The following is a 14,482-nucleotide window of genomic DNA, read 5'->3' as shown; positions in this document are numbered from 1 at the left end:
ACCCCCGCCGTCAGGGCCGCCGGGGGGCGGCCGTACGTCAGCCCCGCGTGAGCAGCAGCAGCGTCGCGTCGTCGTCCGACCCGGGGCTGCGCAGCCGGGCCGCGAGGTCCGCGAGGCCTCCGGCCCGGGGCGTGCCGACGTGCTCGACCGTGCGCTCCATCGCGACCCGGAGCGACTCGCCGCGCCGCTCGATGAGCCCGTCCGTGAGCAGCAGCAGGGCGTCGCCCGGCTCGAGCACCAGCGACTCGGAGCGCGGGTCGCCCTCCAGCAGGCCGACCAGCGGCGAACCCAGCGGACGCCGCCACGCCGCGGTGCCGTCCGCGCGGACCACGAGCGGCGGCAGGTGCCCGGCGGAGGCGTGCTCGACGACGCCGGTCGCCGGGTCGAGCACCGCGAGCGCCAGGGTGGCCATCTGCCCCGGCAGCGTCCAGCGCGCCAGCCGCCCGACCCGCCCCAGCACGACCGACGGCGGGGCGGCGTCCAGCAGGTACGCGCGCACCGCGTTGCGGAGCTGGCCCATCGCCGCGGCCGCAGGCAGCCCGTGCCCCGTGACGTCGCCGACGGCCAGCGCCAGCCGGCCGTCGCCGAGCACCAGGACGTCGTACCAGTCGCCGCCCACCTGGCCGGAGCCGGACGGCTCGTACCGGGCGTCCACCGCCCACCCGGGCACGACGGGCAGGGTCGTCGGCAGCAGCGTGCGCTGCAGGGCGCGCGCGGCACCCACCTCGGCCCGTCCCCGGCGGAACAGCGCCTCGACGAGGTGGTTGCGCAGGTCCGCGGCGTTCCCGGCGTGCCGGTCGTCCCAGGGCAGCGAGCGACCCCGGACGTGCTCCCGCCACAGCGCGAACGACGTCCGCGGGCCGAGCCGGACGCCGCCCTCCTCCTGCACGGTGACCTTGCCCTGCGGGTCGCCGCCCCAGTCGACCGTCCGCACGACCTCGTCGCGGACCCAGACCACGGTGCCGCCGTCCGGGAGGGCGAACGCCACCACGCCCGCGACGTCCGGCAGCTCCGGCGCACCGGGCTCCCCGGCGAGCCGGTCGGTCGCCACGACGCCGTCGCCGAGCGCGCTCCCCCACGCCGCGAGCCGGTGGCACGCCTCGTCGTCCGGCACCCGGCCGCGGGTCGCGAGGTCGCCGCCGGCGCACACGACGACGCCGTCCGCCGGCACCAGCTCCAGGAGGTCCCCGGTGCGGGTGAGCGCCTGGGCGAGGCGCACGTCCTCGTCGCGGCTTGCGCCGACCAGGCGGGCGAGCACCCCGGACGCGCGCCGCGACTCCGCCAGCAGGTCCTCCTCGACCTGGGCCACGAGCCGCGCCGACAGCGCCACGCCGAGGAACTCGGAGGCGGCCCGCACGCCGTACGACGGCGCGTGGGGGCCGGCGTAGTGGTGACAGGCGACCATGCCCCACAGCCGCCCGTCGCGCAGCAGCGAGATCGACATCGACGCGCGCACGCCCATGTTGCGCAGGTACTCGCAGTGGATCGGCGAGACGCTGCGCAGCGTGGCGTACGTGAGGTCCAGCGGGCGCCCGCTCAGCGGCTCGTCGACGGGCACCACCGGGACGGGCACGTAGTCGACGTCGGAAATCAGCCGGACCCAGCTCTTCTCGTACATCGCGCGCGCCTGCGGCGGGATGTCGGAGGCCGGGTAGTGCAGCCCGAGGAACGGCTCGAGGTCGTCCCGGCGCGCCTCCGCCACCACCTCGCCGTTGTACTCGGCGTCGAACCGGTAGATCATCACGCGGTCGAACCCGGTGAGGCTGCGCACGTGCCGGGCCGCCTGGTCGTACAGCCCCTCGAGCGTCCCGGCCCCGTTCAGGTCGGCGATGGCGTCGCGGACCAGCTCGTACGTGCTGCCGTACGTCAGGGGGCGCGGGCCGTCCGCGGGCTCGAGCTCGACGACGAACACCGGCCCCGGGTCGGACGCCGTGGCGGGCGGCGGGCGGTGCACCACCACGTCCATGACCACCGCGCCGTCGCCGGCACCGACCTGCACGAGTCCGGGGTTGCGGGTGCGGTGGTCCGCGAGCGCGGCGACCTGCTCGAGCACCACGCGCGCGGCGGGCTCCCCCAGCACCTCCGGGAGCGGCCGGCCGAGCACCCCGTCGACGCCCGTGCCGAGCAGCTCCGTCGCGTTCGCGGAGCACTGCAGCACGACGGCGCCGGCCTCGCGCACCACGAGCAGGTAGCCGCGCGGCTGCACCGAGCCGGGGATGTGGATGGGCTCGCGCGCGCAGTTGTCGAGGTCGACCGGCTCCCCGGGAGGGACGAGGACGTGCTCCGTCACCGACGGCCCCCTCTCGCGGACCCGGCGCGGCCGGCCGTCATGCCGACCCCCGACGACGAGGCCACCGCCGACCTTCGCAAACGGGTCGTCCGCTGGCAAGTGCGGCGGTCAGCGGCCCGCGAGCGCCATCACGGCGGTGCCGGCGGCGGCCGCCGCGACCGTCAGCACGGCCGTGCCGAGCAGGTTGGCCACCGCCCGGCCCCGCTCACCCGCCTGCGCGAGCCGCACCGTCTCGACCGCGGCCGCGGAGAACGTCGTGTACCCCCCGCAGAAGCCGGTCGCCAGCAGGAGCTGCCACGTCGCGGGCAGGCCCAGGTAGACGTGCGCCCCCGCCACCAGCCCGATGAGGAACGAGCCGGTGACGTTCACGGTCACGGTCGCGACGGGCAGCACGGTCCGGCCGCGCGCGCGGATGGTGCCGTCCACCCAGAACCGCGCCGCGGCGCCCGCCCCGCCGGCCAGCGCGACGAGCAGGGCGCCCGTCACGACCGCCCCCGGCGGACCCGGGCGACCAGGCCCACCACGGCGACCCCCGCCGCCGCGCACGCGACACCGGCCACCAGGGTCGCGCCCGCGTAGGCGAGCGCCGTGCCCGCCGCACCTTCCGCGAGCAGCCGCTCCGTCTCGAGCGCCAGGGACGAGAACGTCGTGAAGCCCCCAAGCACCCCCGTGCCGAGCGCGAGCCGCGCCCGCAGCACCCCCGGCGTCTCCGGGCCGCGCCGGCCGAGCGCCTCGAGCAGCACCCCGAGCAGGAACGCGCCCACGAGGTTCGCCGTGAGCGTGGCCACCGGCCAGCCGTGCTGCACGGGGAGCGCCTGCGCGAGGCCGTAGCGCCCGAGCGAGCCCGCCGCGCCGCCCGCCGCGACCAGGAGCGCGAGCCCCGCACGACGGTGAGCCGGGCGGACGGACGCTGCCGGCGGGGAGGACGCGGGGGGACCGCCCGCCGAGGCGGGGACGGCGGACGGACGGGACGTGGCGGGCTCCTGCGGGAGGGAGGACGGCGGGCCGGGAGCGGGACCGCCCGGGACGGGGCCATCCTGACGCACCCGGGCGACCGCCCGCACGGTGACGCACCGCGACGCAGCGGCGACGCACCGCGCCCCGCAGTGCGTCGCCGCCCCCGCGGTGGCTAGGGTTGGACGAAGACGCTGGCCGAGGGAGGACACCGTGGGCAAGGCCGAGGACGAGACCCGTCGGCCCGGGCTGTTCAGCAGGCTCGCCGAGCCGCTCGCGGAGCGGACCCGCGAGCGCATCGAGCACGTCGAGGACCGCGTGCGGCGCTCGATCCAGTCGGAGATCGACGCCGTCAGCCGCTCCGTGCGGGCACGGGCCGTGCAGGTGCGTCCCAGCGCCATCGCGTTCGCCGTCGCGCTGCTGCTGACCGTGTTCGGCCTCGCCCTGCTCGTCACCGCCGGCGTGGTCGCGCTGGCCCTGGTGCTGCCGCTGTGGCTGTCCGCGCTGCTGGCCGGCGTGCTGCTCGTCCTCGTCGCCGCCGGGTGCGCCGCGTGGGGCCGCAGCAAGCTGCCGCAGCCCGTCCGCGTGGCGCCGGCCGGCACCACCCCGGCGCCCGACGCCGAGGAGCTCGTGCACCCCTGGACGGACTGAGGGCGCATCCCGGGCGCCGCCCACCTGCGCCGATCCGCAGGACGCGCCAGACTAGGCAGAACGCCTCACGAAGGAGCACCGGATGACGACGACATCGGGCAGCGGGTCCGGCCCGGACCAGCAGTCTGTCGGCCAGCTCATCAGCCGCCTCGCCGAGCAGTCCGCCCGGCTCGTGCGCGCCGAGATCGACCTCGCGAAGGCCGAGCTGGCCCAGAAGGCGAAGGCCGCCGGCATCGGCGCGGGGCTGCTGGCCGGGGCCGCGTTCCTGGGCTTCTTCACGTTCGTCGTGCTGCTGACCACCGTGATCCTCGCGCTGAGCGAGGCGGTGCCCCCGTGGCTCGCCGCGCTGATCGTGCTGGTGGTGCTCGCCGCCGGCACGGCCGTGCTGGGGCTGCTGGGCGTCAAGAGCCTGCAGAAGAGCACACCGCCCGCCCCGGAGAAGGCCGTGGCCGGCATCAAGGAGGACGCCGAGACGGTGTCCCGGTCCGTCAAGGAGGGCCTGCGCCGATGAGCGACTCCACGCCCAAGCCGTCCATCGCGGACCTGGAGAGCGAGATCGTGCTGACCCGCGCGGAGCTCGCCGGCACCGCGGACGCGCTCGCCGCGCGGCTGAGCCCGAAGCGCCAGGTGGCCGACGCCCGCGCGGGTGCGGAGAAGCTGCTGCGCGACGCGGTCGGCACGGACCCGGCCGCCGACCCCGCGAACCGGGGACGTGCCCGCGCCGTGCTGGCCGCGGGCGTGGGCGGGCTGGCGCTGCTGGTGGTGCTGGCGATCCGGCGCTGACGAGCGCGGCGACCCCGCCGACCCGGGCGCCCGCGGTGGGCGCCCGGCCTCAGCCCCGCGCCTCGAGCGCGAGGAGCGCGCGCTTGACCTCGAGCCCGTAGTAGTAGCCGCCGAGCGTCCCGCCCGTCCGGAGCACCCGGTGGCACGGCACGAACGGCGCGACGAGGTTCCGGGCGCACGCCGAGCCCGCCGCCCGGACGGCCGTCGGGCTGCCCGCGGCCAGCGCGAGCTCCGCGTAGGTGACGGTGCGGCCCGGGGGGATGGCCCGCATCGCCTGCCACGCCCGCTGCTGGAACGGTCCGCCGGCCTGCTCCACGGGCACGGCGTCGAGTGCGGTCGGCTCGCCCGCCGCGTAGCGGGCGATCGCGTCCGCCACCCGCGCCGGGCCGTCTCCCTCCCGGGACAGGTCCTGCGCGGCCACGACGCGGTGGCCCCGCACCGCGGTGGCCGCCGGCAGCCGGGCCGCCATCGCCGCCACGGGCGCGAACCCGGCCGCGCGCACCACGCCCTCGGGGGTGAGCAGCACCGCGAGCTCTCCCGCGGGGGTCGCGAAGGTCGTGGCGAGCAGCGGTCCGGCACCGGCCGGCGCGGACCCGGCGGGGTGCTGCGGGACGGGCGGCGCCGAGGGAGCGGTCGTGAGGGGCCCGGCCGTCGCGGGCTCGGTGGTCGTCATGGCTCCATCCTGCGGGGTCGGCGGGGCGCGTTCTGGCGGTCCTCGGACATCACGGCCCGTCGTCCGCCGCGGTGGCGGTCCACAGGTGCTGCGCGGCGTAGCCCCGCCACGGCCGCCAGCGGGCGGCGAGGTCGCGCAGCCCGCGCGCCGGGAGCGCGTCGGACCCACCGCCCAGGTACCGGCCGGCCGCGCGGCGGAGCACCAGGTCGCCGTCGGGGAACGCGTCCGGGTCGGCCAGCGCCCGCAGCGCGACGTACTCCGCCGTCCAGGGCCCGACACCGGGCAGCGCCAGCAGAGCGTGCCGCGCCGCGACCCTGTCGGCCGACGGGTCCAGCCGCAGACCGGCCGCCACCGCACCCGCCACCGCCAGCACGGTCGCCGCGCGCGACCCCGTCAGGCCGAGGGCGCGGAGCTCCGCCACGGGGACCGCGGCGAGGCGCTCCGCCGCCGGGAACGCGCGCAGGCCGCCGGGCCCCGGGGAGCCGTACGCCGCGACGACCCGGCCCGTGAGCGTCCGGGCGGCCCCCACCGACACCTGCTGCCCCAGCACCGCGCGGACGGCGAGCTCGTACCCGTCGACCGTCCCGGGCACCCGCAGACCCGGGCGTGCCGCCACGAGGGGGGCGAGGGCGTCGTCCTCCGCCAGCACCGCCGCGACCAGCGCCGGGTCGGCGTCCAGGTCCAGCCACCGCCGCACGCGCCCGACCACCGCAGCCAGGTCGCCGAGCGAGGCGAGCCCGAGGTCCAGGTCGACGCGCGAGCCGTCGTCCGCGAGCCGCACCGTCGCCGCGGCCGGACCGTGCGCGGCCGGCACGAGCCGCCGGACGGTGAACGCACCCCCCGACGCGTCCGCGACCTCCAGGCCGGGCACGGCCCGCCGCTCGACGTGGGCGAACCACGCGCGGGCGTCGTACGGCGGCCGGTGGCGCAGGTGGAGCGTCAGGTGCGCCGCGTCGACGGGCGACCGGGCCGGGGGGACGTCCGACGCGCCGCCGGGCCGCCCGCCGGTCGCCGCGGGCCGCGTCCCGCCGCCGCGACGAGCGGTCGGGGCGTCCCGCCCCGCGGGTCCGGGCTGCGCGGCGGCGGCCCGGCGCCGGGTGCGCAGCGCGCGGGGCGCGGCGCCGAACGTCGCGCGCATGACGTCGTTGAACTGGCGGACGCTCGCGAACCCGGCCGCGAACGCGACGTCCGCCATCGGCAGGGTGGTCTCGTCCAGCAGGTGCCGCGCGAGCTGTGCCCGTCGGCTCCGGGCGATCTGCGCGGGCCCTGCCCCCATCTCCGCGACGACCACCCGCTGCAGGTGCCGGGCGCTGACGTGCAGGCGCTCCGCGAGGCCCTCGACGCCGACCTCGTCGACGACCCCCGACGCGATCGCGCGGACCGCCTGCGCGGCGAGGTCGGCGCGGGCGTCCCACTCCCTGCTGCCGGGGAGCGCGTCGGGCCGGCAGCGGCGGCAGGCCCGGAAGCCCGCGGCGACGGCCGCGGCCGCGGAGCGGTAGTAGCGGCAGTTGTCCGGGCGCGGCGTCCGCGCCGGGCAGGACGGGCGGCAGTAGACGCCGGTGGAGGTCACGCCGAGGTACAGCCGGCCGTCGTAGCGCGGGTCCCGGCCGCTGACGGCCCGGTACGCGACGTCACGGTCGATCCAGGCAGGCAGGTCGTCCTGCGGGAGTGTCGTGGTCACCGCCCCACCCTCGTCCGTCGCGGACCACCATTCTGGCGGTCCTCGGACACGGCGGTGCCGTGGTGCCCGCCCCGGCCGAGGGGCGGTGCGTCGTCAGGAGTCGCTGTCGCGCTGGCCCGGGATGCCCCCGAGCAGCTCGCGCACCTCGGTCTCGCGGTACCGGCGGTGCCCGCCGAGCGTGCGGATCGAGGACAGCTTGCCGGACTTGGCCCAGCGGGTGACCGTCTTGGGGTCGACGCGGAACAGCGTGGCGACCTCGGACGGGGTCAGCAGGATCTCGTTCTCGGTGTGGGGGGCGGACACGTCAGACCTCCTCGTGGTGACGACCGGTTGTCACACCCGTCGTCCGTGCTGTCAGGTTCCTGGCCGGAGCCGGCTCCGCTGCCGGACCCACGGTCAGGAAGCGTGTCGTCGACGACCTCATGTGCGTACCCCCCTAGCGCCCCCGCCGCGACCACTCTGTCACGTCGAACTCCACACAACTAGTACCAACGTCCCATCTCCGGACAAGCGGTAACTATTGGGACACTGTAGGTCGTTCCGGACATGACTGCGCGTCGACACGGTGGTCCGAACGGGCGGTCCTGCCGCACGCGCGTTCACCCGGACGGCCCTGTCCGCGCGCCGCCCGGCAGTCACAGCGACGTGACCACCGGCTTCGTCCAGACCGGCCGGCGACTCCCCTCCCGAGGGTCCGGCCACCCCCGACCAAGGTCCCGCACCGGCCCGTGGTGGAGGTCACATCGCGGACGGTCCGCCCAGCCCTCGGGACGGGCCCGCGCACGCCTCCCCCGCCCGGCGGGCCCGCCGCGGCCGCCACGAGGCCGCCGACCGGGCCCCGGACGCCGACGCCGGACACGCGCCGGTGCGACCCGCATCACCCCGGGGGCGAGTGGTCGGAATGCCGGGCGACCATGTACCGTTGCGACACGAACAGACGATTCAGCACCCCGGGGCCGCACGTGTGAGCACGGAGCCGCCCCGCTTCCACGTTAGAGGGGGTCGATGCCATGGGGCGCGGCCGTCAGAAGGCTAAGCAGACGAAGGTGGCCCGGGAGCTGAAGTACTTCAGCCCTGACACCAACTACCGGGCCCTCGAGCAGGAGCTCAACGGGCGCCGCAGCGACCTCGTCACCGACAGCCGACAGGACTCCGACGACGAGGGTGACGACTACTCTCGCTGGCCCGACGAGCGCTGAATCACGGGCCGGACGCCACGCCCCGCGTGACGCCGGCCCCGCCGCGGACCACTGCGGCCCGCACCGCTGACCGCTGCGTCCCACGCCGTCGGGCGTGACCACGTCGCCCGGCGCCACGGCCGCACCGCCCCGCACGCCGTCGGCGACCGGCCGCCGGGAGCGGCAGACGGTGTCCCGCGTCGGCACGCCGAGGCCCTGTGCCCGGCGGTCCGGCGGTCGTCCGGGCGGGGCGCACTGACGGCGCCGCGCGGCGCCGTCAGGACCGCTCCGGGCCCCGGCCTCAGACCGTGCGGTAGCTGCCGCTCAGCCGGACGGCGCCGCCCTGCACGCCCTTGGTGCCGGCCACGAGGTCCGCACCCAGCGCCGCCGTGTCCCGCTCCGGGTCCAGCGCGCGCACCTCGCCCAGGTGCCAGGCGGTCAGCCCGAGCTCGGCCGCGTGCTCCCGCACGGCGTCGGCCTCTGCGGCGTCGACCACCGCGACCATGCCGACGCCGAGGTTCAGCGTGCGCTCGAGGTCCGTCCACGGCACCCCGCCGGCGGCCTGCACCAGCGAGAACACGGGCGGCAGCGTCCACGACCCGCGCGGCACGTCGGCCACCAGCCCGGCCGGCAGCACGCGCGCGACGTTGGCCGCCAGCCCCCCGCCGGTCACGTGGCTGAACGCGTGCACCCCGCCCGCGGCCCGCTCCACGAGCGCCAGGCAGTCGGCCGCGTACACCCGGGTCGGCTCGAGCAGCTCCGCGCCCAGCGTGCGCCCGAGCTCCGGGACGTCGCGGTCCAGCGACCAGCCGGCGACCTCGACGACGCGGCGCACCAGGGAGTACCCGTTCGAGTGCAGCCCGGAGGACCCGAGGGCGACCAGCACGTCCCCCGCGCGCACCCGCTCCGGGCCGAGCAGGCCGTCGGCCTCCACCACACCGGTCGCCGCACCCGCGACGTCGTACTCGTCCGGGCCGAGCAGACCGGGGTGCTCCGCGGTCTCGCCGCCGACGAGCGCCGTCCCGGCCACGGAGCAGGCCGCGGCGATGCCGCGCACGACGTCGGCGATCCGCTCCGGGACGACCCGCCCGCACGCGATGTAGTCGGTCATGAACAGCGGCTTCGCGCCCACGACCACGATGTCGTCGACCACCATGCCGACCAGGTCGAACCCGATGGTGTCGTGCACGTCCATCGCCTGCGCGATCGCGACCTTGGTGCCGACCCCGTCCGTCGAGGTCGCCAGCAGCGGGCGGCGGTACCCCACCAGCGCGGACGCGTCGAACAGCCCGGCGAAGCCGCCGACGCCGCCCAGCACCTGCGGGCCGTGCGTCGCGCGCACGGCGTCCTTCATCAGCTCGACGGCCTTGTCGCCCGCCTCGGTGTCCACGCCGGCGGCGGCGTAGGTGATGCTCTCGGTCACGGGTGCTCCAGCGCGTTCGAGCCACCGGTCCCCTGGACCAGGGTGGCGAGTCCGTCCTCGGGCGGGCCGAGCGGCAGCTCGTTCTGCTCCAGCAGGTGCTTGCCGAGCCGGTCCTGCGACGGCAGCTCGATGGGGTACGTCCCGGTGAAGCAGGCGGTGCACAGCTGCGAGGCAGGCTGCTCCGTCGCGGCGATCATGCCGTCCATCGAGATGTAGCCGAGCGAGTCGGCCCCGAGCGACGCGCCGATCTCCTCCACGGCCAGGCCGTTGGCGATCAGCTCGGCGCGGGACGCGAAGTCGATGCCGTAGAAGCAGGGCCACTTCACCGGCGGGCTGCTGATCCGCACGTGCACCTCGGCGGCGCCGGCCTCGCGCAGCATCCGGATCAGCGCACGCTGGGTGTTGCCGCGCACGATCGAGTCGTCCACGACCACGAGGCGCTTGCCGCGGATGACCTCCCGCAGCGGGTTGAGCTTGAGCCGGATGCCGAGCTGGCGCAGCGTCTGCGAGGGCTGGATGAACGTCCGACCCACGTAGGCGTTCTTGGTCAGCCCCTGCCCGAACGGGATGCCGGACGCCTGCGCGTAGCCGACCGCCGCGGGGGTGCCGGACTCCGGGACCGGGATGACGAGGTCGGCCTCGACGGGGTGCTCCTGCGCCAGCCGGCGACCCATCTCGACGCGCGCCGCGTGCACGGACCGGCCGGAGATCGTCGTGTCGGGCCGGGCCAGGTAGACGTACTCGAAGACACAGCCCGCGCGCTGCTGGCGCTCGGTGAACCGCTGCGTGCGCAGGCCGTCGGCGTCGATCGCGACGAGCTCGCCGGGCTCGATCTCCCGGACGAACGACGCGCCGACGATGTCGAGCGCGGGGGTCTCCGACGCCACGACCCAGCCGCGCTCCAGCCGGCCGAGCACCAGCGGCCGCACGCCCTGCGGGTCGCGCGCGGCGTACAGCGTGTGCTCGTCCATCCACACGAGGCTGAACGCGCCGCGCAGCCGCGGGAGCACCTCCAGGGCGGTGGCCTCGAGCGTGTGGTCCTGGTCGCCCGCGAACAGCGCCGTCACCAGCGCGGTGTCGGTGGTGTTGCCCCGCGCGAGCTCGCCGCGCCGCTGCGCGCCGTACCGCTCCGCGACCAGGTCGACGAGCTCGGCGGTGTTGGTCAGGTTGCCGTTGTGCGCCAGCGCGACGGTGCCGCCGGCGGTCGCGCCGAGCGTGGGCTGCGCGTTCTCCCACGTGCTGCCGCCGGTCGTGGAGTACCGCGCGTGGCCGACGGCGATGTGGCCGTGCAGGGCGTTCAGCGCCGTCTCGTCGAAGACCTGCGAGACCAGGCCCATGTCCTTGTAGACGAGCAGCTGCTCGCCGTTGGACGTCGCGATGCCCGCGGACTCCTGCCCGCGGTGCTGCAGGGCGTACAGCCCGAAGTAGGTGAGCTTCGCGACCTCCTCACCGGGAGCCCAGACCCCGAAGACGCCGCACGCGTCCTGGGGTCCCTTCTCGTTCGGCAGGAGGTCGTGGTTCAGCAGTCCGTCTCCGCGGGGGGCCACACGACCATGGTGTCACACCGCCGGGCGGGCGCCCGACCCGGGCCGGGTGCCGGGCAGGACGGCGGGCGGGGCGGACGGCGGGGCCCGCGGGCGGTCAGCGGGGCCGGGCGCCGCCGGCGTCGTCGCCGGCCGCGCGCCGCACGCTGCGCCGCTCGGCCAGCACCGCGAGACCCGCGCCGGCGAACGCCCCGACGAAGGCGCCGATCACCGCCGACACCAGCCGGGCACCGCCCTGACCCTCGAACAGGCTGATGAACGCCGTCCCGTCGGCGACCACCTCGCTCGACGGGCCGGCGACCAGTGCCGCGACCAGGCCGACCAGCGCGCCGACGAGGACCCCGGCCGTGATGAACGCACCGACCTTCGGCGCGCGGCGCACGCGCGCCGGCTCGGCCACGCGGGCGAGGGCGGCCTCGTCGAGCGGCCCGGCGGGCTCCGGCTCGGCCGCGGGCCCGTCGGCGGTTCCCGGCGCGACCGGGGCCTCCGGCTCGGGCGCGGGCGCGCCGGCGGGGCGCGGGTCGTCGGGCCGTCGGTCCGGGCTGCTCGCTGCGGTCACCCCGGAATCCTAGGTCGGGGCGCGGCGGCCCTAGGCTCGACGGCATGGGAGCCGCCGACGCCGCCGCGCCGCGGTACCCGTCGACGATCGCCGCGCCGGTCGAGCACGAGCTCGTCGTGAAGAAGTCGCGGTTCCTCGCGCTCGTGCACCCCGTGGCGAGCGTGGCCGAGGCCGACGAGGTCGTCGCCGCCGTCCGCAAGCGGTCGTGGGACGCGCGTCACCACTGCGTCGCCCTGGTCGTCGGCCCGCACGCGGAGCAGCAGCGGTCGACCGACGACGGCGAGCCCTCCGGGACGGCCGGCGTGCCGATGCTCGAGGTGCTGCGCCGCCGCGAGCTCACCGACGTGGTGGCGGTCGTGACGCGGTACTTCGGGGGTGTCCTGCTCGGCGCGGGCGGCCTGGTCCGCGCCTACTCGACGGCGACGTCGGAGGCCCTCGACATCGCCCGGCTGGTCCGCCGCAGCGCCGCGGTGCGGGTCACCGTCGACGCACCGCACGCCGACGCCGGCCGGCTCCACGGTGTGCTCCGGGAGTGGGCGGCCGGGCACGACGCCGGGCTGGAGGACGTCGCGTACGGCGCGGCGGCGCGGTTCACGCTGCTGGTACCGCCCCCCGAGCTCGACGCGCTCGACGCGGCCGTCGCGGCGGCGACCGCCGGCACCGTCCACGCGGTGCGCGGGGGCACCGAGGTCCTGTCGCGCTGAGGCGGCCCGGCGGCGGCGCCGGCGCGGGGAGCGGCCCGCCCCGGCCGTGCCCGCACCGCTCGCGCGCCGCGCGTCAGCACCACGCACGGCCGGTGCCGGCGGGCGGTCGCGTCACCGCGCGCGGGTCGCCTGCAGGGGCAGCCAGGCGGACAGGTCCGCGCGCTCCCCCGAGGCGTGCACCCGCCCGGCCCCGACCGCGTCGTCCCACGTGAGCGCGCCCGTCACCAGCTCCAGCCACGTCTGCGGGTCCGTCTCCACGACGTTCGGCGGCGTGCCGCGCGTGTGGCGCGGACCCTCGACGGCCTGCACGGCTCCGTCCGGTGGCACCCGGACCTCGACGGTGTGGCCCGGCGCGACATCGGCCAGCTCCTCGAGCGTGAACCGCACGGCGGTGCGACGCGCCCGGGTGTCGGCGGGGTCGGCGCGCCACGCCGCGACGGCGGCACGGCCCGCGGCGGGCTCGGTTCGGCGGCGGGGAGGCATGCTGCCATTGTCCCGGCCATCGGGCGGTCGGCGCCGCCCGTGCGAGCATGCCGTCATGAGCGACGCCCCGCAGCCCACGCCCCCGACGTCCGGGCACACGCGCCCCCGTGCCGGGCGGGCGGCGCTGTGGGGAAGCCTCGGCGCCGCGGTCGCCGGGCTCGCCGCGGTCGGCATGGTGATCGCCCTGGCGGTGCGCGCGGGCTGACCTCCGGCCCCGGCGACGGGCAGGCGCCGCGGGCCCGTCTCAGCGCGGCGGCCGCGCCCGCTGGAACCGGTGGTACGCCGCCGTGGCCCGGCGGGTGCGGTGGCGCTCGGCGGCGGCGAGCCCGGCGTCCGCGCGGCGCTCCTGGTAGGCGGCCTCCCGGGCCAGCCGGCGCCACGAGTCCAACCGCCGGGCGCTGAGCGAGCCGTCCTCGACCGCCGCCAGCACCGCGCACCCCGGTTCGCTCCGGTGCGCGCAGTCGGCGAACCGGCAGTCCTCCGCGAGCTCGGCGACGTCGGCGAACGCCGTCTCCAGCGCCGCGGCGTCCGCCACCAGCCCCACGCCCCGCAGCCCCGGCGTGTCGATCAGGCTCGCTCCGCCCGGCAGCGGCACGAGCTCGCGGTGCACCGTGGTGTGGCGCCCGCGGCCGTCGGCGCGCCGGTCGCCGGTCGCCATGACCTCCGCCCCGGCGAGGGCGTTCACCAGGGTCGACTTCCCCGCCCCGGACGGCCCCACGACGACGAGGGTGCGCCCCGGGCCGAGCAGCGCCCGCAGCGGCTCCAGCCCGTTGCCGGCCGTGACGCTCACCGCGTGCACGTCCGCGCCGATCGCCACCGCCCGGACCTCGTCGGCCATCCCCTCGGGGTCGGGCACCAGGTCCGCCTTGGTCAGCACGACCACCGGCACGGCGCCCGAGCGCCAGGCCAGCGTCAGCAGACGCTCCACGCGGCCCGGGCTCGGGTCCGGGTCGAGGTGCTCGACGACCAGCACCACGTCGACGTTCGCGGCCAGCACCTGCTCCCGGGACGTGCGGTCGGCGCCGTCGCGCACCACCGCCGTGCGCCGCGGGAGGACGGCGACCAGCCGCGGGCCACCGTCCGCGCCGTCGGCGCCCAGCAGCACCTCGTCGCCGACCGCCGGCGGCACGCACTCACCGGGCGTACCGGCCGCGTCGAGCACCGGCACCAGGCCGTCGCCGGGCAGCGCGACCCGGAGGACGTCCCCTGCCCCCGCGCCCGGGACTGCACCCGCGGACACGTCGGCGTCCGCCCCACCGGAGCCACCGGGCAGCACGAGCACCGCCCCGCGGTCGACGCGCACGACGCGCCCCGAGGCGACCTCACCGGGATCGACGGACATGCCCCGACCGTAGGAACCGCCCCGCGGCGGACGCGAGCCATTTCCGCGGCCCCGTGCGACCTGCGCCCGCGGCTCCCTCCGTCGAGAGTCCAGGACACGCCGAGGACCTGCGCCGAACCCGGGCGTGTCCTGGCATCTCGGCGCAGATCGCACGCAGGCGGGCACGCGCGGCACGCAGGGCGAGCGCGCGCAGCACGCAGGGCGGGCGCGCGCGGCA

17 protein-coding genes are annotated in these 14,482 nt (G+C 77.5%); 6 read left to right on the top strand and 11 right to left on the bottom strand.

Features of this window, described 5'->3' with window-relative positions:
* Positions 1–37: 37 nt before the first annotated feature.
* The 3 genes from AAHH18_RS07975 to AAHH18_RS07965 form a co-directional block, all read right to left on the bottom strand.
* Complete coding sequence (locus AAHH18_RS07975) at positions 38–2,290, bottom strand: SpoIIE family protein phosphatase (RefSeq protein ID WP_343301234.1); 2,253 nt, start codon at positions 2,288–2,290, stop codon at positions 38–40.
* A 108-nt stretch (positions 2,291–2,398) separates the two neighbouring features.
* On the bottom strand, positions 2,399–2,776 hold the full coding sequence (gene crcB / locus AAHH18_RS07970) for a fluoride efflux transporter CrcB (protein WP_343301233.1): 378 nt from the start codon (positions 2,774–2,776) through the stop codon (positions 2,399–2,401).
* Positions 2,773–3,543: a fluoride efflux transporter FluC gene (locus AAHH18_RS07965; RefSeq protein ID WP_343301232.1), complete on the bottom strand. Its 771-nt coding sequence runs from the start codon at positions 3,541–3,543 to the stop codon at positions 2,773–2,775. Before AAHH18_RS07965 ends, crcB begins: the two co-directional genes overlap by 4 nt.
* Here AAHH18_RS07965 and AAHH18_RS07960 point away from each other — a divergent pair.
* From AAHH18_RS07960 to AAHH18_RS07950, 3 genes are all read left to right on the top strand, one after another.
* The gene (locus AAHH18_RS07960) at positions 3,458–3,895 is read left to right on the top strand and encodes a phage holin family protein (protein WP_283319343.1); all 438 of its coding nucleotides are present in this window, start codon (positions 3,458–3,460) and stop codon (positions 3,893–3,895) included. The genes AAHH18_RS07965 and AAHH18_RS07960 overlap by 86 nt on opposite strands.
* Positions 3,896–3,977: 82 nt before the next feature.
* Positions 3,978–4,406 carry a phage holin family protein gene (locus AAHH18_RS07955; RefSeq protein WP_283319342.1) on the top strand — a complete coding sequence of 143 codons (429 nt, stop codon included), beginning with the start codon at positions 3,978–3,980 and terminating at the stop codon, positions 4,404–4,406.
* Positions 4,403–4,678: a DUF3618 domain-containing protein gene (locus AAHH18_RS07950; protein WP_343301231.1), complete on the top strand. Its 276-nt coding sequence runs from the start codon at positions 4,403–4,405 to the stop codon at positions 4,676–4,678. Before AAHH18_RS07955 ends, AAHH18_RS07950 begins: the two co-directional genes overlap by 4 nt.
* A 49-nt stretch (positions 4,679–4,727) precedes the next feature.
* Here the strand turns inward: AAHH18_RS07950 and AAHH18_RS07945 are convergent, their stop codons facing one another.
* The 3 genes from AAHH18_RS07945 to AAHH18_RS07935 all read right to left on the bottom strand — a co-directional run bounded on the left by AAHH18_RS07945 (position 4,728) and on the right by AAHH18_RS07935 (position 7,335).
* Complete coding sequence (locus AAHH18_RS07945) at positions 4,728–5,351, bottom strand: methylated-DNA--[protein]-cysteine S-methyltransferase (RefSeq protein WP_343301230.1); 624 nt, start codon at positions 5,349–5,351, stop codon at positions 4,728–4,730.
* A gap of 49 nt (positions 5,352–5,400) precedes the next feature.
* Positions 5,401–7,032, bottom strand: a complete 1,632-nt coding sequence (locus AAHH18_RS07940) for a DNA-3-methyladenine glycosylase 2 family protein (protein WP_343301229.1) — start codon at positions 7,030–7,032, stop codon at positions 5,401–5,403.
* Positions 7,033–7,125: 93 nt separating this feature from the next.
* A complete protein-coding gene (locus AAHH18_RS07935; RefSeq protein WP_222170399.1) occupies positions 7,126–7,335 on the bottom strand; it encodes a BldC family transcriptional regulator in 210 nt (69 codons plus the stop codon).
* A gap of 707 nt (positions 7,336–8,042) precedes the next feature.
* Here AAHH18_RS07935 and AAHH18_RS07930 point away from each other — a divergent pair.
* Positions 8,043–8,231, top strand: a complete 189-nt coding sequence (locus tag AAHH18_RS07930) for a DUF3073 domain-containing protein (protein ID WP_283319338.1) — start codon at positions 8,043–8,045, stop codon at positions 8,229–8,231.
* Positions 8,232–8,511: 280 nt separating this feature from the next.
* On the opposite strand, the gene purM is transcribed toward AAHH18_RS07930, so the two are convergent.
* The 3 genes from purM to AAHH18_RS07915 form a co-directional block, all read right to left on the bottom strand.
* Positions 8,512–9,633 (bottom strand): phosphoribosylformylglycinamidine cyclo-ligase, encoded by a 1,122-nt coding sequence (gene purM / locus AAHH18_RS07925; RefSeq protein WP_283319337.1) that lies wholly within the window; start codon positions 9,631–9,633, stop codon positions 8,512–8,514.
* Entirely contained in the window at positions 9,630–11,180 is a 1,551-nt protein-coding gene (gene purF / locus AAHH18_RS07920; RefSeq protein WP_283319336.1) for an amidophosphoribosyltransferase, read from the bottom strand. The genes purM and purF overlap by 4 nt, the downstream gene beginning before the upstream one ends.
* A gap of 94 nt (positions 11,181–11,274) precedes the next feature.
* On the bottom strand, positions 11,275–11,736 hold the full coding sequence (locus tag AAHH18_RS07915) for a histidine kinase (protein ID WP_283319335.1): 462 nt from the start codon (positions 11,734–11,736) through the stop codon (positions 11,275–11,277).
* A 44-nt stretch (positions 11,737–11,780) separates the two neighbouring features.
* On the opposite strand from AAHH18_RS07915, the gene AAHH18_RS07910 reads away from it, so the two are divergent.
* The gene (locus tag AAHH18_RS07910; protein ID WP_283319334.1) at positions 11,781–12,440 is read left to right on the top strand and encodes an IMPACT family protein; all 660 of its coding nucleotides are present in this window, start codon (positions 11,781–11,783) and stop codon (positions 12,438–12,440) included.
* Positions 12,441–12,551: 111 nt separating this feature from the next.
* Here AAHH18_RS07910 and AAHH18_RS07905 read toward each other — a convergent pair whose 3' ends face one another.
* Entirely contained in the window at positions 12,552–12,923 is a 372-nt protein-coding gene (locus AAHH18_RS07905) for a sterol carrier family protein (protein ID WP_283319333.1), read from the bottom strand.
* A gap of 55 nt (positions 12,924–12,978) precedes the next feature.
* On the opposite strand from AAHH18_RS07905, the gene AAHH18_RS07900 reads away from it, so the two are divergent.
* Positions 12,979–13,128: a hypothetical protein gene (locus AAHH18_RS07900; RefSeq protein WP_343301228.1), complete on the top strand. Its 150-nt coding sequence runs from the start codon at positions 12,979–12,981 to the stop codon at positions 13,126–13,128.
* A 39-nt stretch (positions 13,129–13,167) separates the two neighbouring features.
* Here the strand turns inward: AAHH18_RS07900 and rsgA are convergent, their stop codons facing one another.
* On the bottom strand, positions 13,168–14,265 hold the full coding sequence (rsgA, locus tag AAHH18_RS07895; protein ID WP_343301227.1) for a ribosome small subunit-dependent GTPase A: 1,098 nt from the start codon (positions 14,263–14,265) through the stop codon (positions 13,168–13,170).
* Positions 14,266–14,482 lie beyond the last annotated feature (217 nt).

The organism is Cellulomonas olei (assembly GCF_039548315.1).
Classification (GTDB): Bacteria; Actinomycetota; Actinomycetes; order Actinomycetales; family Cellulomonadaceae; genus Cellulomonas.
This window is presented reverse-complemented; position numbering and strand designations above follow the sequence as displayed.